Here is a 20,421-nt window from a genome sequence, read left to right as displayed (position 1 = left end):
GTACTACCGGGTCACCCGCCACGTCGGTACGCAGGAGGGCCACCGCAGGGCCCAGGTGGCGCCGGGGCTCCTCGTCGAGTACGTCGTCGCCCACGGCCTGATCGTCGTCGTGGGGATCGAGGTCTTCGACGAGGTCCTGCTGGAGGACCAGGAGCCGGGGACTCCTGGGGCGTCTCTGGGGCACTTGCCCCCAGAGTGATCCAAAAGTCTCCGCCCCGAACCCACCCGTCCGTGTGTTCGGGTGGAATCCGGACCTGTCATATCCGGCCGATAGGCTGGCGGAATGACGCGTGCCGAGCTCCCTACGGTCGTGACCCCCACATCCGGCGCCCTCGTCGCGGACTCCCGCGAGCGCGCCGTGCGAGCCCTGCTCCGCTTCCCCCCACTGAAGCGGCTCTGGAGCGCACAGTTCGTCGGGGCGATCGGCGATGCCCTTGCCCTGCTGGTGCTCGTACTGCTCTCGCTGCAAGCGGCGCTGTACGTCCCCTCCGGCGGCCAGGCGGCCTTCGGCGGCGGCTATCGGGGCGCGGCCCTGGCCGTCGCCGCCGTCTTCGCGGCCCGGATGCTGGCCACCCTGCTCTCCGGGGCGGTGCTGCTGGGCCCGCTGTCCGCGCTGACCGCGCCGTCGGGCCCGCTGGACCGGCGCTGGACCATGATCGGCGCGGACGGGCTGCGGCTGGCACTGCTGGTCGTGGCCCCGCTGTGGATCGACTGGACACCGGGCAGCGCGCTGGTCTGGCTGCTGGTGACGGTCTTCGTCACCGGCGTGGCCGAGCGCTTCTGGACCGTCGCCAGGGAGAGCGCGGCGCCCGGACTGCTGCCCGCGCCCCCCGCCGAGGGCACGGCCGTCCGCCCGCTGCCGGACAACCTGGACGCGCTGCGCCGCCTGTCGCTGCGTACGGCTTTCGTGTCGCTCCCGCTGGCCGCCGCCGGGCTGATCGTCGTCACGCTCGTGACCAGGCTGCTGGCCAACGGCATCGACTGGTTCGCCGACCACCAGGCCGCGCTCGCCTCGTACGTGGCCTCCGGCCTCTTCGCCGCGTCCATCTCCATCCTGTACTTCCTCGAACTTCCCGGTACGCAGACCCCGCGCCCCCGCTCGCCCCTGGAGGGCCTGCGCCGCCCGAGGACCGAGGCGGGCGCCGACCGGGGCCGCACCGGCGCCGTGCCGCTGCTGGTGCTGGCCTGCGCGGCGGTGGCCGGTGCGATCGCCGCGGCCGTCTCGGTGGCGGTCCTGCACGCCGGTGACCTCGGCGGCGGCCCGGCCGCCTTCGGACTGCTGGTGCTCGGCCTGAGCGCCGGACCGGTCGCGGGCATCCGCGGCGCGCGCAAGGTGCTGCCCGCACTCTCCCGGCGCCGCCTGCTGGCCCTCGCGGTGGCCGTCACGGGCCTGGCGCTGCTGGCGGCCGGGCTGGTCCCGGACACCACGACGGTCGTCCTGCTGATGCTGCTCGCCGGAGTGGCGGCCGGCATCGCGGCCAACACCGGGCACACCCTGCTCGACCAGGAGACCGAAGAGGCCCGTACCGCCCGCACGACCGACCACCTGCACGCGGTCGTCCGGCTCGTCGTCGCGCTGGCCGTCATCGTCACGCCGCTGCTGGCCGGGGCCATCGGCCCGCACCACCTGGCGGGCGACCGGAACGTCTTCTCGCACGGCGGCGCGGCCTTCACTCTGATGCTGGTCGGCGCGCTGCTGCTGCCGGTCGCCGCATGGGTGCTCGGCAAGGTGGACGACCGCCAGGGCGTCCCCCTCGGGCGCGACCTGCGCGAGGCGCTGCGCGGCGGCGACCCCGACCAGGCACCCGCCCCCACCGGCTTCTTCATCGCCCTGGAGGGCGGCGACGGGGCCGGCAAGTCGACGCAGGTCCAGGCGCTCGCGGAATGGATCCGCGGCAAGGGCCACGAGGTCGTGGTGACCCGCGAGCCCGGCGCCACCGCCATCGGCAAGCGGCTGCGCTCGATCATCCTGGACGTGTCCACCTCGGGCCTGTCGGACCGCGCCGAGGCGCTGATGTTCGCCGCCGACCGCGCCGAGCACGTCAACAGCGTGATCCGCCCGGCGCTGGAGCGCGGCGCCGTCGTCATCACCGACCGGTACATCGACTCCTCCGTCGCCTACCAGGGCGCGGGCCGCAACCTCGCCCCCACCGAGATCGCCCGCATCTCCCGCTGGGCCACCGACGGCCTCGTACCGCACCTGACCGTGCTCCTCGACGTCTCCCCGGAGACCGCCCGCGAGCGCTTCACCGAGGCCCCGGACCGGATGGAGTCCGAGCCCGCCGAGTTCCACCAGCGCGTCCGCGCCGGCTTCCTGACCCTGGCCGCCGCCGACCCGGCGCGCTATCTGGTCGTCGACGCCGGCCAGGACCCGGAGGCCGTTACCACCGTCGTACGGCACCGCCTCGACCAGGTCCTGCCGATGTCCGAGGCCGAGATCAAGGCCCAGGAAGAGGCCCGCAAGGCGGCCGAGGAGGAAGCCCGGCGCAAGGCCGAGGAAGAGGCCGCACGCAAGGCCGAGGAGGAGCGCAAGGAGCGCGAGCGGCAGGAACAGCTCGCCAAACTGCGCGCCGAGGAGGAAGAGCGCAAGCGCCGCGAGATCGAGGAGGCCAAGGCCCGCGAGGCCGCCCGCCAGGCGGAGGAGGCGCGGAAGCGCGCCGAGGAGGCCCGTAAGGCCGCCGAGGAGGAGCGCCGTCGGCGTGAGGCCGAGGAGCGCGCGCGGCAGGAGGAGCAGGAGCGCCTGCGCAAGCGCGCCGAGGAGGAGGCGCGGCTGCGCAGGGAGGCCGAGGAACGCCGCCTGGAGAAGCAGCGCAAGGCCGAGGAGGCGCTGCTGCGCGCGGAACAGGCGCGGCTCGCGGCGGCGGCCGAGGCGGAGGCCAAGGCCAAGGCCGAAGCGGAAGCGCGCGCCAAGGAAGAAGCGGAGGCCGCGCGCAGGGCCGAGGAAGAGGCCGCGCGTGCGGCGGAGGCCGCGGAGGCGCCCACTGCGGAGACGCCGATGGCGGGGCTGCGGCAGACCCGTACGTCTTCCGAGTCCCAGTCCCAGTCTGAGTCCCGGCCCCAGCCCCAGCCCCAGCCCTCGTCCCCGTCCTCGGACGCCGAGGAGACCGCGGTTCTGCCGCAGCACCGGGACGTACCGGGGGCCTCCGACGAGACCGCGGTGCTGCCGCCCGTACGGCCCGAGGCCCACGACAGCTGGCAGGAGCGCGAACAGGCGCGGCGCGGGGACGACCCGGCGGACCGCGTACCGGAATGGATGTTCCGCAAGGAGGAGGGCGGCGGTACGGACGGGCGGGACGGCCGTACGGGCGGTTGGAACGGTCGTACGGACGGACGCGAGACCCGTACGGACCGACGCGACGCCCGTACGGACGCGCGCGGCGACTCCGGGACGTCCGGCGTGGAGCGCACGCGCGAGCTGCCGCAGATCGACCCGGCCACCGGGGAGCCGGTGGAGCCCGCGCCGCGCCGCCGCCCGGCGTGGGCGGAGGAGACCCCGCTGGACGACCTGCCGACCCTGGCCGACGAACTCCTCGGCCCGCGCGAGGACGAGGACGAGCAGCGGGGGCGTGGCCGGCGGGGGCGCCGGGGCTGACGCGCTGACGCCCGCGAGGCGGCGAGGCGGCGAGCCGACGAGCCGACGAGGCGATTGGAACGAGCGGAGTCCGGACGGGAACGCGCGGAGTCCGGGAACGACCGGGGCCCGGCACGACCGGAGCCCGGAACGACCCGGGTGCCGGCGGGTGAGGTGAACGGAGCGGGCCCCGGCAGCGGCGAAGCAACGCGGCTGCCGGGGCCCGGCCCGTTGCCCGGGGGCGTTGCCCAGCCCGTTGCCTGGGACATCCGAGCTGTCATCGGGACGTCCGGCTGTCACCGGGACGTCCGGGCTATCAGTGGGACGTTCGGGCTGTCAGTGGGAGCCCCCACAATGGAACCCGGCGCAGGGCGTAACGCGACGGCACGGGCAGTACAAGGCGTGCAGGCCGGTAAAGCCAGTACAGCCGGTACAGCCAGTACGGACAAGGACAGAAACGGCAGGCAGCGACATGGCGGTGTGGGACGACGTGATCGGGCAGGAACGCCTGATCGAGCAGCTCGCCGCGGCCGCGCGCGACGCGGACGCACTGGTCACCGCCGAGGGCGCGGCCGTGACCGGCGCCGACCCGATAGCCCGGTCCGGCACGTCCAAGATGACCCACGCCTGGCTGTTCACCGGCCCGCCCGGCGCCGGCCGCGCCACCGCCGCGCGCGCCTTCGCCGCCGCCCTCCAGTGCGTCAGCCCGGACCGCGCCCTCGGCGGCGCCCCCGGCTGCGGCTTCTGCGAGGGCTGCCACACGAGCCTGGTGGGCACCCACGCCGACGTGGAGGTCGTCCGTACGGACCTGCTCTCGATCGGCGTGAAGGAGACCCGCGACCTGGTCCGCCGCTCCTCCATGTCCCCGTCGGGCGGCCGCTGGCAGGTGATCGTCCTGGAGGACGCCGACCGCCTCACCGAGGGCGCGGGCAACGTCCTCCTCAAGGCCGTCGAGGAGCCCGCTCCCCGTACGGTCTGGCTGCTGTGCGCCCCCTCCATCGAGGACGTACTGCCCACCATCCGCTCCCGCTGCCGCCACGTGACCTTGCGTACGCCGCCGGTCGCCGCCGTCGCCGACTTCCTGGTCCGCCGGGACGGCATCGAGCCGGAGGCCGCCGCTGCCGCCGCGCGGGCCACCCAGGGCCACATCGACCGGGCCCGCCGCCTGGCCACCGACGAACGGGCCCGTGCCCGGCGCAACGCGGTCCTCAAGCTCCCCCTGCGCGTGGACGACATCGGCGGCTGCCTCAAGGGCGCCCAGGAGCTGATCGACGCCGCGACGGAGGACGCCAAGCAGGTCGCCGAGGAGGTGGACACCAAGGAGACGGAGGAGCTGCGCGCCGCGCTCGGCGCCGCCGCCGGCACGGGCGGCCGCCTGCCGCGCGGCACCGCGGGCGCCATGAAGGAGCTCCAGGACAAGCAGAAGCGCCGCTCCACCCGCACCCAGCGCGACAGCCTCGACCTCGCCTTGACCGACCTCACCGCCTTCTACCGCGACGTCCTGGCCGTCCAACTGAACTCCGCGGTCCCCCTCGCCAACGACGAGGTCCGCGACAGCATCCGCCGTATCGCGGCCTCCTCCACCCCCGAACGCACGCTGCGCCGGATAGAGGCCGTCATCGCCTGCCGCCAGGCCCTGGACCGCAACGTGGCCCCGTTGCTGGCGGTGGAGGCGATGACGGCGGCGCTGCGGAAGGGCTGAGGCAGGCGTTGAGGGAGGGCTGAGGGCGGCGTTCAGGAAGGGCTGAGGGGGCGCTACGCAAGGGCTCACCCCCAGCCCTCCCTCCTTGGCCCCTTCCAGTCCCCCTCCAGGTCCCCTTCAGCCCTCCCTCCCGCCCCCTCCCGCCCTCCCCCTCCTCACCCATACGAGCGCACCCATCCCCACGCTCCGCCCCGACACGGATACGCTCCGTCCCATACCAGCAGCCGTAGTCGCAGTCACGGCCAAGGCCGTGACGGTGGGCACGGCGACCGCCACAGCCACCGCCACCGCCACCGCCACAACCACAGCCACAACCACCGCCACCGTCACCGCACTACGGGTGACCACCGCCTTGTCGCCGCTGCCGACGACCCAGGGACCGAGGGACCACCCATGGCCACCAGCCGCCTGCTCCGTACCGCCGGTACCGTCCTGACGGCCACCGCCCTGTTCATCTCCGGCTGCTCGTCCGGCAGCCCGCCGTCCGGCGCCGCGGCCTCGGGGGCTCCGACGAGTGGCCGTACGGCCTCCGCCGGCACCGCGCCCGCCCCGGCGACCAGCACCCTCGCCCCCTCCCCACCCCCATTCCCGCCGCCCTCCGCCCGTACTACGACCAGAAACTCACCTGGCGCGAGTGCGGAGTCGTCGGCTTCGAGTGCTCGACGATGAAGGCCCCCCTCGACTACGAGCACCCCAGCGCCGGTACCGACCTGAAACTGGCCGTCTCCCGCAAGAAGGCCACCGGGCCGGGCGACCGCCTCGGCTCCCTCATGGTCAACCCGGGCGGGCCCGGCGGCTCGGCGATCGACTACCTCCAGCAGTACGCGCCCCAGCCCGAGGCGGTCCGGGCCCGTTACGACATGGTCGCCATGGATCCCCGCGGCGTGGCCCGCAGCGAACCGGTCACCTGCCTGTCCAACGCCCAGATGGACGACTTCACCCGCGTCGACCAGACCCCCGACGACGACGCCGAGGTCGAGCGCCTCACCTCCTCCCTGCGCACCTTCGCCCAGGGCTGCCTGCGCCGCTCCGGAGCCCGCCTCGGCCACATCTCGACCGCCGAGTCCGCCCGCGACATGGACGTCCTGCGTGCCGTCCTCGGCGACGACAAGCTCACCTACGTAGGCGCCTCCTACGGCACCTTCCTCGGCGCCACGTACGCCGGCCTCTTCCCCTCCCGCGTGGGACACCTGGTCCTCGACGGTGCCATGGACCCCTCGCTTCCTGCCCGCGCGACGAACCGCGACCAGACCGCCGGCTTCAACACGGCCTTCACGGCCTTCGCCAAAGACTGCGCCAAGCAGCGCGACTGCCCCCTCGGCAGCTCCGGCCCCGAAGAAGCCGGCCGCCGCCTCACCGCCCTCTTCAAGAAACTCGACGCCCACCCCGCCCCCACCGGCGGCCCGCGCACCCTCACCGAATCCCTCGCCACCAGCGGTGTGACAGCCGCCATGTACGACGAGGGGGCCTGGCCCGTCCTGCGCGAATACCTCGCGGAGGCCCAGAAGGGCGACGGCCGGGGCCTCCTCGCCCTCTCCGACTCCTACTACGAACGCGACCCGGACGGCACGTACGCCAACCAGATGTTCGCCAACCCCGCCGTGAACTGCCTCGACCTCCCGGGCGCCTTCTCCGGCCCCGACGAGGTACGCGCCGCCCTGCCCGCCTTCCGCAAGGCCTCCCCGGTCTTCGGCGAAAGCTTCGCCTGGGCCGCCCTGAACTGCGCGTACTGGCCGGTCAAGCCCACCGGCACCCCGCACCGCATCACCGCCGAGGGCGCCGCCCCCATCCTGGTCGTCGGCACCACCCGCGACCCCGCCACCCCTTACCCCTGGGCCCGCTCCCTCGCCGCCCAGCTCTCCTCCGCCACCCTCCTCACCTACGACGGCGACGGCCACACCGCCTACGGCCGCGGCAGCGACTGCATCGACACCGCCATCAACACCTACCTCCTCGAATCCACACCCCCACCCCCCGACAAGACCTGCACCTGACCCCACCGAAACCCGGTTCGGACCACCCCCATCCGATGTGTAGACTGGGCTCCGCACCACGCCGCCTTAGCTCAGTCGGCCAGAGCGACGCACTCGTAATGCGTAGGTCAAGGGTTCGATTCCCTTAGGCGGCTCAGCATGGAGCCCAGGTCACACATCGTGTGACCTGGGCTTTTTCATATGCCTAGACTTCCCGGGCCGCAGCTCGATGATCTTTGCTCCCTCGTGCGCGCCCGCCGCGTGCTCATTCGTTTCCGCGGTCGCGGTCGCTGTCGCTTCGACGGTCTGCTTAGGGAGGCCGGCGGGAGTCATCTGCGTGACGCGCTGATCGTGAGTCAGTCGCTCGGCCTGCTCGGTACGGGGATCGACCGCAGGCCCGGCGGGCCGCAGCACTTTCGCGGTTCAGCCCCGGCCCGCCGTATGACGGTTCCTGGGGTGGCCGGAGCTATCGGTGGATCCGGGAATCGAGGCCGACGCCGGGTGTGGGCGCGGGTACCTCGCTCCGTGCTTCGCCGCTGGTGATGTCGGGCAGAACAGGGGCCGGGTGGCCTCTCCCCGCCCCCTCCATCCGCCCCATAGCGAACCGAAGCACAGGCGGTGCCATGAGAGGCGTGAGGATGGCGATCAGGACGATGATGCTGTACATGGCGGGGGTCAGGAGGCCGAGGCGGAGGCCGATGACCGCTATCACGATCTGGACGACTCCCCGGGCGTTGATGCCGGCGCCCAGTGCCAGCGCCTCCCAGCGGCTGAGCCGTCCGGCGGCACCGCCGATGAAGGCGCCCAGGAACTTTCCGGCCACGGCGATGCCGAGGGCGGCCAGGCCCCACAGGGCGACGGTGGTGTCGGCCAGTGACGTCAGGTCGATGCGGAGGCCGGCGAGGGCGAAGAAGAGCGGTGAGAGGAAGGACAGGACCGTGGTGTTGAGCGGTTCCAGTTTGCGGGTCCGGTCCGCCGAGCCGCGGACGCCGATGAGGATGCCGCAGAGGAAGGCGCCGAACACCGCCTCGAAGCCCAGGGCCTGGGCGCCCGCGCCGGACAGGATGAGCAGGATGACGGTCGCGGCGATGGTGTTCCCGGGGGACGCGGAGCGGTCGGCCCAGCTCATCACCCGGTGCACCGTCCAGCGCCCGACGGTGCACACCACGAGGAGGAGGACGGCCAGGTGCCCTAGCGGGGTGGCGATTTCCTGGGCTCCCACGCCGGTGGTGGCCATGGCCGTCACGACGGAGACCAGGAGCCATCCGACCGCGTCGTCGATGGTGGCGACGACCAGGATCAGCTGGCCGACGGTGTGGTGCATCAGCTTCATGTCGACGAGCACCCGGCCGATGACCGGGATCGAGCTGACGCACATGGCAACGCCGATGAAGCAGGCGAAGGTCATGGTGTCGACGTCTGGCGGCTTGAGCCGGCCGGACATCGCGTAACCCAGCCACACGCCGAGCGCCAGCGGCAGCAGGAGGGCGGCGGTGCCGACGGCGGTGGCCGTGCCGCCGTGCCTGCGGGCCAGCTTCAGGTCCAGGTGCATGCCGGTGAAGCCGACCAGGAGCAGGACGCCGAGCTGTCCCACGGCGTCCAGCAGGTGCATCTGCACGGCGTCCGGCGGGAAGAGCCATGCGGCCAGGCCCGGTACGGCCTGGGTCAGGAAGGAGGGGCCGAGCAGGACGCCCGCGGCCAGTTCTCCGACGATGGCCGGCAGGCCCAGGCGCCGGGCCAGCCGGCCCAGCGCCAGTGCCAGGCCGAGCAGGGCGCCTATCTGGAGCAGGAACACCAGCAGTGTGTGCGGCGCCAGCGGGTCGAGGGGCAGTACGGCTGCCGTGGTGAGGGTGTTCATCCGACAGCTCCCTGCTGCTCGGCCCGGCTCGGTGCGGCCGCCGGCTCCCGGCCCCCGTGCGGGGGAGGGGGAAGGAATCCGGATCGTACGAAGGCGCGCACCGTGCGGAGGAAATAGTCGCTGTTCACTTCTGGGCGTTCGACGCCGCGTCCGCGAAGGACATCCCAGGTGCTCGTCGCGTCGAACACCGCATCGCGTCCGGAGCGCGCTCCGTCCGGGCTCCCGTCGGCCGGGAGGAGAGTGAGGAGAGGGAAGGCGGAGTTCGTACTGTCCTGCTCGATGGCGCCGCGCCAGGAACGGGTGGGCACCTCTGATATGCGGTAGCCGAAGGTGCGCAACCAGGCGACGGCCGTCGCCAGGGGGATGTGGTGTCCGCTCGCCAAGTGGAAGACGCGGGAGGTGGTTTGTGGGAGGAGGGAGAGTTCCACCAGGGCGTCGGTGACGGAGTCCACGGGGATGAGGTCGAAAGCGGTGTTCAGGTCGCCCGGGGCCCGGCCGGCCTCTATGCACCCCTTCAGCAGTAGCCAGAGGTAGTCGGATGTCTGGCACAGTCCGCTGCTCGTGGCACCGCCGATCCGTGTGGGCCGGTAGACGGAGACCGGCAGCCCGCGCGATCTCGCCTGGTGGACGAGCGTTTCGGCCGCCCATTTGCTCTGGGCGTAGCCGTTCCGTAGCGCGTCCGCCGCCGGAAGGGGCGTCTCCGGACGGATCGGGCCGTCGTCCTCTGCGGCCACGCCCGGGTACACGCCCACGGTGGAGACGTGGTGCAGGGGAACGGCGCGGTGCAGAGCGGCGAGGCGCAGCACCTCGGCTGTACCGAGTACGTTGGCCCGCCTCAACTGCTCGTACGGCAGGGCCAGGTTGACCGACGCTCCGGCGTGGTAGACCGCGTCCACCTGGCGGGCGAGAGCGTCGAAGTGGGCCGGTGAGAGGCCCAGTTGGTTACGGGCGAGGTCTCCCGGTACCGCCGCGATCCGCTCGGTGAATGTGTCGTCCCACAGCCCGTACCGCTCCAGCGCGGTCTTCAGCCGGGTCGTCCCGGAGGGCACGTCACTCGCGCGGACCAGGCAGTGGACGGTGGCGTCCGTGGTGGAGAGCAGCCGTCGCAGCAGGAACGCGCCCAGGAATCCGGTCGCTCCGGTGAGCAGGAGGTGTGCCGGATCGCGGGTGGTCCGGGTGAGGGCGCGCGCCGGGGTGACGGCGGTGTCGAGGACGGTGTCGGGCAGCAGGTCCGGGGCGTCCGGGAGCTTTGCCGTCTCCGCGAGGAGTGCCGCCATGCGGGCCACCGTCGGGGCGGTGAAGACGGCGCCGAGAGGAAGGCGGACGCGCCAGCGTTCACGCAGCGCGAGCAGGAGCCGGACGGCCAGGAGTGAGTCGCCGCCGAGAGCGAAGAAGTCGTCGTCGGCGGTGATCCCGTCGACGCCGAGCACGTCGCTCCAGACGGCCGCCACCCGGCGTTCCGCGTCACTGAGCGCCGGCGCGTCCCCGGGGGTGGTCGGTTCCTCGTCGGTTCCGGTCATCCTGCCGGTGGTCGGTTCCTCGTCGGTTCCGGTCATCCTGCTGGCCACCGGCTCCTCATCGGTTCCAGCCCCCCTGCCGACCGTCGGCTCCTCACCCGTCCCGGTCACCCTGCTAGCCGCCGACTTCTCATCGGTTCCCGCCCCGCTGCCGACCGCCGTCTCCTCACCCACCCCCATCCCCCTGCCGCCCCCCGCTGCCCGGTGCCGGTGCCGGTGCGGTGCGGGCAGCGCTGCCCGGTCCACCTTGCCGCTCGGGGTCAACGGCAGGGCGGCCATCGGCACCCACAGCGACGGGACCAGCGGTTCGGGCAGCCGGGTCCGCAGTCGTCGGCGCAGCGCTCCGGTGTCCGGACCGTTCCGGTCGGCGGGGACGTAGTGGGTGATCAGCCGCTTGTCGTGGGGATCGGACGCGTCGACCGTCACGACGGCGTCGGCGATGCCGGGCATGGACTTCAGCACGGATTCGACCTCGCCGGGTTCGACGCGGTAGCCGCGGATCTTCACCTGGTCGTCGCGTCGGCCGAGGAAGACGAGCGTGCCGTCGGGCCGGAACCGGCCCCGGTCGCCGCTGCGGTACAGGCGGGCCGGCTGCGGCCGGTCGGGGTCCGGTGCGAACGCCCGCCGTGTGTGGTCCGGCTGTCCGAAATACCCGGTGGCGACACTCCTGCCGCCGATGCAGATCTCGCCCGCCGCTCCCGGTGGGACGGGCCGCATCCGCTCGTCGAGGATGCGGATGCCGGCTCCGGGGACGGGCCGGCCGATGCCCGGGCGGTCGGGCCATCCGGAGGGGTGCCCCGAGAGCCTCTCCACGGTGACCACATGGGTCTCGGACGGCCCGTACTGGTTGTCCAGGACGGCGTCGGTGCTCTCCGTGAAGAAGCGGCGGATCGCCGGCGTGATGAACAACTGCTCGCCCGCACTGATGACTTCTTTGAGCGAAGGGCAGCGGCGGGGTTCCACCGCCGCGTATTCGGCGAGCTGGTGCAGCGCCACGTACGGGAGGAACAGCCGCTCGATCGACTCGGCCCCGATCAGGGCCAGCAGGCGGGCCGGGTCACGGCGTATCTCGTGGTCGACCAGGACGAGCGTGCCGCCGGCGGCCCAGGTGGAGAACAGTTCCTGGAAGAACACGTCGAAACTCAGCGGTGCGAACTGCGCGGTGCGGAGCGCGCCGGTGTCGGCGGACCGGCGGGTCTGCCAGTCGGTGACCGTGGCCAGGGCCCGGTGCGGCATGACGACGCCTTTGGGCCGACCCGTCGAGCCCGAGGTGTAGATCAGGTACGCCGGGGCTTCTTCGCCGACGGAGGGGAGGGGGCTCCTCGGGTTGTCCGCCGCCGGGAGAGCGTCCAGCGGCCAGGGATCGACGTCCGGCAGCGGGGTGAGGTGGTGGAGCAGGGCGCCGCTCGTCAACACGGCTCCGACCCGGCTGTCGCTCAGCATGAAGGCGATACGGTCGGCCGGGTACGCAGCGTCGACGGGCACGCAGCAGCCGCCCGCTTTGAGGACCGCCAGCACCGCGACCGGCAGCCGGAGTCCCCGCTCCAGCAGGATGCCGATCCGGGCGCGCCCGTAGCCCTTGGCCACCAGCCGTGCGGCCAGCGCGTCGGAAGCCTCGTCGAGTCGGGCGTAGGTGAGGTGCCGGCCCCGGTGCGTCATGGCGGGCAGGTCCGGTGTGCGCCGGGCGGCACGGGCGAACGCCTCGTGGGCCAGGGGTGCGCCCGTCGCCGGTGGCGGTCCTTCGCCCCACTCACGGAGTACGGCGTGGTCGTCGTCCGTCAGCAGTGCCGACTCCGCCAGGGCCTGGTCCGGATGCTCGGTCACGTCCCGGAGGAGGAGAGTGAACCGCTGTGCCAGTTTCCCGGCCGTACCGGGCGTGAACAGGCCCGCGTCGTACTCCAGCCGTCCCCGGAAGCCGCCGTCCTCCGGGATGAGGTGGACGAAGACGTCGAACTTCGACGTCCCGTTGTGCGGGTAGCGGCGCTCGCTCCGCACGCCCGGCAGGGACAGGCCCGGGGGCCGGCCGTCGTCCACGGTCAGCACGACCTGGAAGAGCGGGAGGCGTGCGCGGGTCCGCTGCTCCCCGGACTCCCTGACCAGCCTGGTGTACGGCACGTCCTTGTGCGCGACGACCGTACGGACCGTGTCTTTCGTCTGGGTGACGAGGTCGCGGAACGACTGCCGCGGATCCACCGTCTGGCGCAGCGGCATCACATCGGTCAGGCAGGCGATCATGGGTTCGAGTTCGGGGCCCTCGCGGCGGGACACCGGGGTGCCGAGCACCACGTCCCGCTGGTCCCCGTGCCTGCCGATCAGCGCGGTCAGCGCGGCGGCGAGTACGGCGAACGGGGTGGCCTTCTGCTCCCGGCACAACCGCCGCATCCGGCGCGTGAGGCCGGTGTCCAGGGTGAATTCGACCAGTCCGCCGCGATGGGCCGGGACGTCGGGGCGCGGACGGTCGAGCGGGAAGGTGGACTCCGGGGGCGCGTTCCGCAGGGTGTCCCGCCAGTACGCCGGCAGGTCGTCCCGGGGCGTTCCGGCGCTGCGCTGCCGCTGTGCGTACGGGCCGAACTGGAGTGGAATGGGCGGCCGTTCGGGCTCGCGGCCGTTCAGCGCCGCGCGGTAGAGGTCGCTGAACTCCTCGTCGAGCAGGTGCAGCGACCAGCCGTCGACGACGGCGTGGTGGACGGCCACGGCGAGCACCGCGTCCCGGTCGCCTGCTTCCAGGAGGGTGGCCCGCAGCATGGGCGGCCGGTCCAGGGGGAGAGGCGGTGCCACCGCCTCCCGTACGGCGGTGTCCAGCCCGTCGGGGGTGACCCGGCGCCTGAGCAGGGGCACCGGCATCGGAGGCAGCACCGTCTGGCTCGGTGTTCCCCCGGCCAGGCGCAGGCGGCTGCGCAGCGACTCGTGCCGGCGCACGATGCCCGTCAGGGCTGCCTCCAGGGCGGGCACGCTGAAGTCACCGCGGAGCCGGTGGACCCAGGACTCGACGTACTGGTGGGCGCTGTCGTCGAACTGATCGGTGAGCCAGATGGACTCCTGCTCGTACGACATCGGGTAGGTGGGGAGCGATGCCGTGCCGTCCGCTGCCCCGGCCGGGTCGAGCGTCATCACAGACTCCTGTTCATGGTGCGGTGCCGGGAGCGGGGCGGGGACAGCGACGCCAGCAGAGCCGCGTGGTCGAGCTTGCCGTTGGCCGTAAGAGGCAGGGCGGGACACCGTCGCAGCACGTGCGGCACGAGATGACCGGGCAGCCTCGCGGACAGTTCGCGCCGCATGGCCGGCGGCGGCAGGTCCCGGTGCCCGCCGGTGCCCGGTGACGCCACCGTGTAGAACATGGCCAGCCTGCGGCCGCTCCCCGAGTCGTCGGGCAGCACTTCCACCACGCACTCCCGGACACCCGGGACGGTGCTGCCCACCTCCTCGATCTCCCGGGGCTCGATACGGTGACCGGCGATCTTCACCTGCCGGTCGGTACGGCCACGGAAGTGGAGGGTGCCCCGGTCGTCCAGCAGCCCCCGGTCACCGGTCCGGTAGATCCGGGTCGGTACGCCGCCGATCCGGACCACGGGGAAGTGCTCCGCGGTCAGGCCGGGGGCGCCGAGGTACTCCAGTGCCAGGCCGGCACCGGAGATGCAGATCTCCGCCTCGGTTCCGGTGGCCGCCGGCGCGTCCGCTTCCAGGACGTGCACCGCCGTCCCCGGTACGGCGGTGCCGAGCGGGACGCACGCGGCAGCACAGTCCTCGGGGCGCACCCGGTGGGTGGTGGCGAAGACACAGCTCTCCACGGGGCCGTAGCCGTTGATCAGCGCGAGGTCCGGGTGGGCGGCCAGGCACCTGCGGGCCGCCCCGGCCGGCAGCCGCTCGCCGCCGGTGAGCACATGGCGCAGCCCGCCAAGGCTTTCCACGTCCTCTTCGGCGAAGAGGCTGAAGACGGACGTGGTCAGGAAGACCGTGTCGACGCCGTGCTCGCGGACCAGGGTGCGCAGGGTGCCGGGCAGCAGGTGGTCGCCCTCGGTCACCACGCAGGTCCCCCCGGCGGTGAGCGTCCCCCACACCTCCAGCGCGTAGGCGTCCCAGGAGGCCGGGGCCGCCTGGGCCATGGTCCGGCCGGGACCCGACCAGGCGGCCGTCATCCCGGTCAGGCGGGTGGTCGCCCGGTGCGGGGAGAGCACCGCCTTGGGCGCGCCCGTCGTGCCGGAGGTGAAGAACACCGTGGCCGGGTCGTCGCCCGTGACACCGGGCGCCAGGGTGTCGGAGGCGCGGGGATCGGCCAGGGCCGCCAAGGGGCCCGCCGGAGGCGCCCACGTGGGCACCTCCGTACCCGGCAGCGTTCCCGCGGCGACGAGGAGCGGCGGTTTCAGTACGTCGAGGAGCCCGCGCAATCTGGCCGCCGGCCACCGGGGGTCCAAAGCGGCGTACGCCGCACCGCACTTGAGTACGCCGAGCAGGACGGCGATGAGCTGTGCCGACCGGGGCAGTGCCACCGGTACCAGGCTGCCGGGCACCACACCCCGGTCGCGCAACCGCACGGCGAGAGCGGACGAGGCGGCGTCGAGTTCCGCGTAGCCGATGCGCTCGCCGCCGCCGACGACGGCGGTCGCCCCGGGCGTGGCGGCCGCCTGCCGGGCCACCGCCTCATGGATCGGTCCCGGGCCGCTCATCCGTCCGCTGCCCGCGCCACCACCGCGTCCGCGAAGGCGCCGAGGCTGTCGCTGTCGAGGAGGGCCTCGGGGCTGATCTCGACGCCGGTCTCCTTCTGGACGCGGACGCAGACCCGCATGGCCTGCAAGGACGAGCCGCCGAAGTCGTAGAAGCTGTCCTCGGCCGTGACCGGGCCGGCCCGCAGTACCTCCTCGACGAGGCCCAGCACCAGCGTCCTGAGGGACGTACCGGCAGCATGCACTGACACGAATCTCACTCCTCCGATGCGGTTCGTCGCGAGCAGGGGGTACGGCGGGGCCGGGCGCCCGGGCCGCCCTGCGCCGTGGTGGGCGGCCGTGGTCAGCGCGAGGTGCCCGCGGCGGCGGTGGGCAGCGCGGTGTCGCGCCGGGGTTCGGGCAGTTCGCCGCCGGGCCAGGCGGCGAACCGGTGCGCCCCGTACAGCAGTGGTGTCCCGGCCGCGCGGACGACGCCGGTCACCAGGCCCAGGACCAGCGTGTGGTCGCCGATCTCCGCCAGGTGTGTCACCTCGCACTCGGCCGTGGCGAAGGCGTCGTCGGTCAGCCACGGCAGACCGGCCTCGGGCGAGGGCTGCCACTCGGTGTGGGCGAACCGGTCGGCGACCGGCTTCGCGAACACCTCGGCGGTGTGCCGTGCCCGGTCGTGCAGCAGGTTCACCGCGAAGGCGCCGCGGTCGCGGAGGGCTTGGAGGGTCTCGCCGCGGGTGTTCAGGCAGACCGAGAGGATGGGGGGTTCGGCCGTGACGCTGGCCAGGGACGTGCAGGTCAGGCCGCGCGGGTCGCCGTCGGAACCATAGCTGGTGATCACCGCGACGCCCGCCGGGAAAGCGCTCATCAGCGCCCGGAAGCCGTCGAGCGGTACCGGCGTACCGACGGTGTCCCGGTGCTGCCACGGGAGGGGGTGCGAAGCGGCGGGTGCTGCGGCGTGGGATGCGGACAGGCGGCTGGCCATGCTCGGTCGCCCTTCAGGAGGGGTGCGGCGGTGCGACGGGGTGCCCCGCGCCGTCGGGACGCGGGGTGTACGGGGGCGCGGCTGTGCGCCGACGCCCGTGACCGGTGCTGGGGTGACAGGCGTCGGCGGTGGGCGGCCGCCGGGTCAGCGGCGGGCGTTGAGCGACGCGACGTACTCGTAGCAGCTGGGCAGGTTCTCGACCAGGCGCTGGGTGCCGGCCTTGAGGGCCGCGAACTCGGCGCGGGCGCCCGCCGGGTCGATGTGCGCGAGAGCCGGCCGCGGACGGGCCGGCTCGTGACCCAGGCCCAGCAGCATCGTGATCCACGAGTACTGCTCGAAGCCGTGGTAGGCGGGGTAGATGGTGCGCTCGTCGAGCAGGTGGGACGCGGAGAGCTCCAGGCGCTCGGCGAGGCCGTCCGGCAGGGCGCGGACCTTGGCCTCCTTCCAGTACGGGGTGTCGTCGCGCTGCGCCGCCCGGTAGTGCAGGACCAGGAACTCCTTGACGCCGTCCAGAACGTGGGCGACCCGGTTGTTGTAGTCGTCGACCAGGGACTGGTCCCAGTGCGCGTCGGGGAAGTTCTTCACCAGCTGCTCGATGCCGTGCTGGATGAAGAAGATGCCGGTGGACTCCAGGGGCTCGACGAAGGCACTGGACAGGCCGATGGCGACGCAGTTGTTGACCCACGAGCGGCGGTTGCGGCCGATGCGCATCCGGATGTGATTGGCTTCCAGGTCGTCCTGGCCGGGGGCGGCGAACGCGCGGAGGGTGCGCTCGGCCTCCTCGGGCGTGCAGTGCGCGTCGGAGTACACGTAGCCGGTGCCGATGCGGCCGAACAGCGGAATGGTCCAGATCCAGCCGGAGTCCATCGCGGTGGCGGTGGTGTAGGGCTTCATGCCGGTCTCGGCCTGGTCGGGCTGCGGGACGCGCAGGGCGACGGCGCGGTTGTTCGGCAGGACGTCCTGGAAGGACTCGAAGGGCTCCTCCAGGGTCTGGTTGATCAGCAGGCCGCGGAAGCCGGTGCAGTCGATGAAGAGGTCGCCGGTCAGGTCCCCGTGCTCGCGGGTGGTGACGTGGCTGATCCAGCCGCGCTGGTCGCGCGCGACATCGAGCACGTCGTCGACGACGTGCCGGACACCGCGGTCGGTGCCGTACTTGGTCAGGAACTTCGCCAGCAGCGCCGCGTCGAAGTGGTAGGCGTAGGGGAACTGGTCGCGCTGCTCCTCCAGCGTCGAGCGGCCCAGCGAGCCGTCGAGTTCACCGGCGAAGAGCGAGCCGTCGAGCATCCGCGGCGAGCGCTGGGCCTCGCACAGGGCGGGGGTGATGAAGCAGGAGCGGTCGAAGGGCTCGCTGCGGTCGCCCTCGCGCAGCCACCAGTCGGCGAGGGTGAAGCCGTCGGCGGTCCGCAGCCGCTCGAAGGGGTGGTAGAAGTGGTGGCCGGGCTCGCGCCAGTTCTCGAAGCGGATTCCCAGTTTGTAGGAGCCGGAGCACTCCGGGAGCCATTCCGACTCGTCCAGGCCGAGGTAGTCGAAGAAATGCCGGACGGTGCTGAACGTCGCCTCTCCGACGCCGATCGTGGCCACCCGGTCGGATTCGACCAGGGTCACGTCCAGGCGGTCCCCGAACGCCGCCTTCAGGTAGGAGGCGCTCATCCAGCCCGCGGTGCCGCCGCCGACAATGACAACTGACTTGATCACGCTGCTATCTCCTGCGTCGAAGAACCGGAACCAGCTGGTGGAAAACGTGAGCTGGATCGTGCCGGCCACACCTCATGAGGCGGCGGGCCGCTGTGCCTGCGGCGAAGCTAGCCGGGCCGGGTTTCCTTTCGTTATCGACGTTTCCCGGCTGTCGCGGAGGTGATTTCCGGGTGTGTGGCGGTGCCGTATCCGCGCACGTGGGCAAGGAACCCGGCGGCGGCCGTCCGGTGGCCGACCGGTGGGCGGCCCGGCGATAAGGCACCGATAGAGGCGGTGCTTAGGGTGCGCGCATGGCTCTCTCCCCCGCCTCGTCCTCAGGCACTCCGTGGCTGCGTACGTTCCGGCCCGTGGACGCACCGAGAATCCGGCTGATCTGCTTCCCGCACGCGGGGGGCACGGCGAGTTTCTTCCGCAACTGGCACCAGTGGGCGCCGCAGGACTGGGAACTGAGCGCGGTGCGCTATCCAGGGCGTGAGGAGCGCATCGCCGAGCCGTGCCTCGACTCGATGGCGGAGCTCGCCGGGCAGCTGGCCGACGCGCTGGCGCCGGTGATGGGCGTGCCGACGGTGTTCTTCGGGCACAGCATGGGGGCGTCGGTGGCCCACGAGGTCACCGCGCTGCTCGCGGCGCGCGGCGCCCCCGCCCCGCGGGCCCTGTTCGTCTCCGGCCGGGCCGCGCCCGACCGGCTGCGGCGGATGAGCAACGGCGTGCTGGACGACGACGAGCTGCTGGCGAGGGTCGCCGGTCTCGGCGGCCCGGGGGCGGAGCTGCTCCGGGAACCCGAACTGCGGGAGCTGCTCCTGCCGCCGATCCGCGCGGACTACCAGCTGCTGGACGCCTATGCGGCCGGTCCCAAAGCGCCGGCCGTCGACGTACCCGTCACCGCCTATTTCGGTACCGACGACCCCGGCCCCTCGCCGGACGATGTGCGGGCCTGGTCGGAACTCACCACCGCCGGGTGCGAAACGCTCGCTTTCCCGGGCGGCCATTTCTTTCTCGTACCGCACGAGCGGGACGTGGTGCGGGATATCAGCGCCCGGCTCAGCGCCTTGCTGTGACCCTGCGGGCCGCACCGCCCAGCCTTTTCCCCCTCCCCGGCTTCGCAGCTCCCGGTGTCCGCCACCGGGAGCTTTGGAGCGTTGTCCGCACCACCCCTGCGCAGAAATGAGGAAGCACGTGTACCGGACCATGATGAAGTCGAAGATTCACCGGGCGACCGTCACCCAGGCGGACTTGCACTATGTCGGTTCGCTGACGGTGAGCTCCGATCTGATGGAGGCGGCCGACCTGCTCCCCGGGGAAAAGGTGGATATCGTGGACATCGACAACGGCGCGCGGTTGTCCACCTATGTCATCGAGGGGCCGCGGGATTCCGGGATCATCGGCATCAACGGTGCCGCGGCCCGGCTCATCAGCCCCGGCGACCTCGTGATCATCATTTCCTACGCCTCGGTCGAGGACGAGGCGGCCCGCAAGCTGGAGCCGCGGGTCGTCTTCGTGGACGGGGAGAACCGCGCCGTGAGCGTGGGCGGCGATCCGGCGGACGTCCCGGCCGGCTCCGGTCTGCGGCGCGGAGACATCGTGGCCTGAGCACGGGCACCGAGCGTATCTGTACGCGCCGACGCCGGTCGCCGCGCCGGGAGGGGAGACCTCCCGGCGCGGCGACCGGCGTCCGTCGTGGGGCGGCGGGGAGCCCGGCGGCACCCCTGCCGCGCTACGGCAGCGTGAAGAAGATCATCGGGTTGTGGTCGCTGTCGCGCACCGGCTCGTCGAGCCCCAACCCTGCCTTGAACTCGGCGAGTTCCCGGACCACCTCGGGCGCCTTGGCGGTGGACGCCGTGAAGAAGTCGATGTCGTTCTCGGCCAGCCACTTGACGATGACCGAGCCCTCGCTGAAGGGCTTGGGGCGCCGGCCGTGGAAGACGTCGTGGACGCTGGTCGGCGTGTGCGGGGGAACGGCCGGGAAGAGGTTGTCGATGTACCAGTGGGCGAACCGGGCGCCGTGGTCGGCGTCGATGAAGAGGTAGTCCACGTCGGCGGGGACCTTGCCCAGGTGCTCGCGCACATCGCCCTTGGTGAACGTCCAGCGGCCCTCGGAGAGTTCGGCCGGCACGTTGCGTACGACGTTGTCGACGATGTCGAACGAGTGGAGGTGGCCCGCCTCGTTGTCCCGCAGGGCGCTGAGGATCCACATGGTGGACCAGCCGTAGAAGGTGCCGATCTCCACCACGACATCGGGGCGCAGGTCCCGCAGCAGCAGGTAGGTGATCTCGGCCTCGTAGTCGTCGAGCTGCGCCTTCATCGACTTGCCGCGGTCCCGGAGGAACTGGCGCTGGGCATCGCGCACCGCCCGCAGGTCCTTTTCGTACTTCTGGTAGAGCGTGCGGATGTGGTCGGTGGTTATGGCGTCCATGCGTTCCTCCAACGGGCGGGCCCGGTCGGCCCGGCGAGCCGTCATGTTCATCACGTGC

At 72.5% G+C, this 20,421-nt stretch carries 13 protein-coding genes and 1 tRNA gene; 7 read left to right on the top strand and 7 right to left on the bottom strand.

Annotated elements, in window-relative coordinates; translation table 11 throughout:
* The first annotated feature begins 55 nt into the window (after positions 1-55).
* From CP973_RS40290 to CP973_RS38030, 5 genes are all read left to right on the top strand, one after another.
* Positions 56-199 carry a hypothetical protein gene (locus CP973_RS40290; protein WP_167538592.1) on the top strand — a complete coding sequence of 48 codons (144 nt, stop codon included), beginning with the start codon at positions 56-58 and terminating at the stop codon, positions 197-199.
* A gap of 84 nt (positions 200-283) precedes the next feature.
* On the top strand, positions 284-3,592 hold the full coding sequence (tmk, locus tag CP973_RS38050; RefSeq protein WP_150249212.1) for a dTMP kinase: 3,309 nt from the start codon (positions 284-286) through the stop codon (positions 3,590-3,592).
* Between the two features lie 451 nt (positions 3,593-4,043).
* Positions 4,044-5,273 (top strand): DNA polymerase III subunit delta', encoded by a 1,230-nt coding sequence (locus CP973_RS38045; protein WP_150249209.1) that lies wholly within the window; start codon positions 4,044-4,046, stop codon positions 5,271-5,273.
* A gap of 665 nt (positions 5,274-5,938) precedes the next feature.
* Entirely contained in the window at positions 5,939-7,267 is a 1,329-nt protein-coding gene (locus CP973_RS38035; protein WP_150249206.1) for an alpha/beta hydrolase, read from the top strand.
* A 60-nt stretch (positions 7,268-7,327) separates the two neighbouring features.
* Positions 7,328-7,401, top strand: a tRNA-Thr gene (locus CP973_RS38030).
* Between the two features lie 311 nt (positions 7,402-7,712).
* On the opposite strand, the gene CP973_RS38025 is transcribed toward CP973_RS38030, so the two are convergent.
* The 6 genes from CP973_RS38025 to CP973_RS38000 all read right to left on the bottom strand — a co-directional run bounded on the left by CP973_RS38025 (position 7,713) and on the right by CP973_RS38000 (position 17,950).
* Positions 7,713-9,104: a cation:proton antiporter gene (locus tag CP973_RS38025; protein ID WP_150249203.1), complete on the bottom strand. Its 1,392-nt coding sequence runs from the start codon at positions 9,102-9,104 to the stop codon at positions 7,713-7,715.
* A complete protein-coding gene (locus tag CP973_RS38020; RefSeq protein WP_150249200.1) occupies positions 9,101-13,732 on the bottom strand; it encodes a non-ribosomal peptide synthetase in 4,632 nt (1,543 codons plus the stop codon). Before CP973_RS38020 ends, CP973_RS38025 begins: the two co-directional genes overlap by 4 nt.
* Positions 13,732-15,285 (bottom strand): amino acid adenylation domain-containing protein, encoded by a 1,554-nt coding sequence (locus CP973_RS38015; protein WP_150249197.1) that lies wholly within the window; start codon positions 15,283-15,285, stop codon positions 13,732-13,734. Before CP973_RS38015 ends, CP973_RS38020 begins: the two co-directional genes overlap by 1 nt.
* A complete protein-coding gene (locus CP973_RS40285) occupies positions 15,282-15,533 on the bottom strand; it encodes an acyl carrier protein (protein ID WP_167538591.1) in 252 nt (83 codons plus the stop codon). The genes CP973_RS38015 and CP973_RS40285 overlap by 4 nt, the downstream gene beginning before the upstream one ends.
* Positions 15,534-15,625: 92 nt before the next feature.
* Positions 15,626-16,255 (bottom strand): flavin reductase family protein, encoded by a 630-nt coding sequence (locus CP973_RS38005; RefSeq protein ID WP_150249189.1) that lies wholly within the window; start codon positions 16,253-16,255, stop codon positions 15,626-15,628.
* 144 nt (positions 16,256-16,399) lie between these two features.
* Positions 16,400-17,950 (bottom strand): tryptophan halogenase family protein, encoded by a 1,551-nt coding sequence (locus tag CP973_RS38000; protein WP_150249186.1) that lies wholly within the window; start codon positions 17,948-17,950, stop codon positions 16,400-16,402.
* 347 nt (positions 17,951-18,297) lie between these two features.
* On the opposite strand from CP973_RS38000, the gene CP973_RS37995 reads away from it, so the two are divergent.
* Positions 18,298-19,008 carry a thioesterase II family protein gene (locus tag CP973_RS37995; protein ID WP_244410226.1) on the top strand — a complete coding sequence of 237 codons (711 nt, stop codon included), beginning with the start codon at positions 18,298-18,300 and terminating at the stop codon, positions 19,006-19,008.
* A 118-nt stretch (positions 19,009-19,126) separates the two neighbouring features.
* A complete protein-coding gene (gene panD / locus CP973_RS37990) occupies positions 19,127-19,540 on the top strand; it encodes an aspartate 1-decarboxylase (protein ID WP_150250847.1) in 414 nt (137 codons plus the stop codon).
* Between the two features lie 124 nt (positions 19,541-19,664).
* Here panD and CP973_RS37985 read toward each other — a convergent pair whose 3' ends face one another.
* Positions 19,665-20,363 carry a class I SAM-dependent methyltransferase gene (locus CP973_RS37985; RefSeq protein ID WP_150249180.1) on the bottom strand — a complete coding sequence of 233 codons (699 nt, stop codon included), beginning with the start codon at positions 20,361-20,363 and terminating at the stop codon, positions 19,665-19,667.
* Positions 20,364-20,421: the final 58 nt, after the last annotated feature.

This window comes from Streptomyces albofaciens JCM 4342 (assembly GCF_008634025.1).
Classification (GTDB): Bacteria; Actinomycetota; Actinomycetes; order Streptomycetales; family Streptomycetaceae; genus Streptomyces; species Streptomyces albofaciens.
Note: the sequence above shows the minus strand (reverse complement) of the source record. Positions and strands in the feature narration are given on the sequence as shown.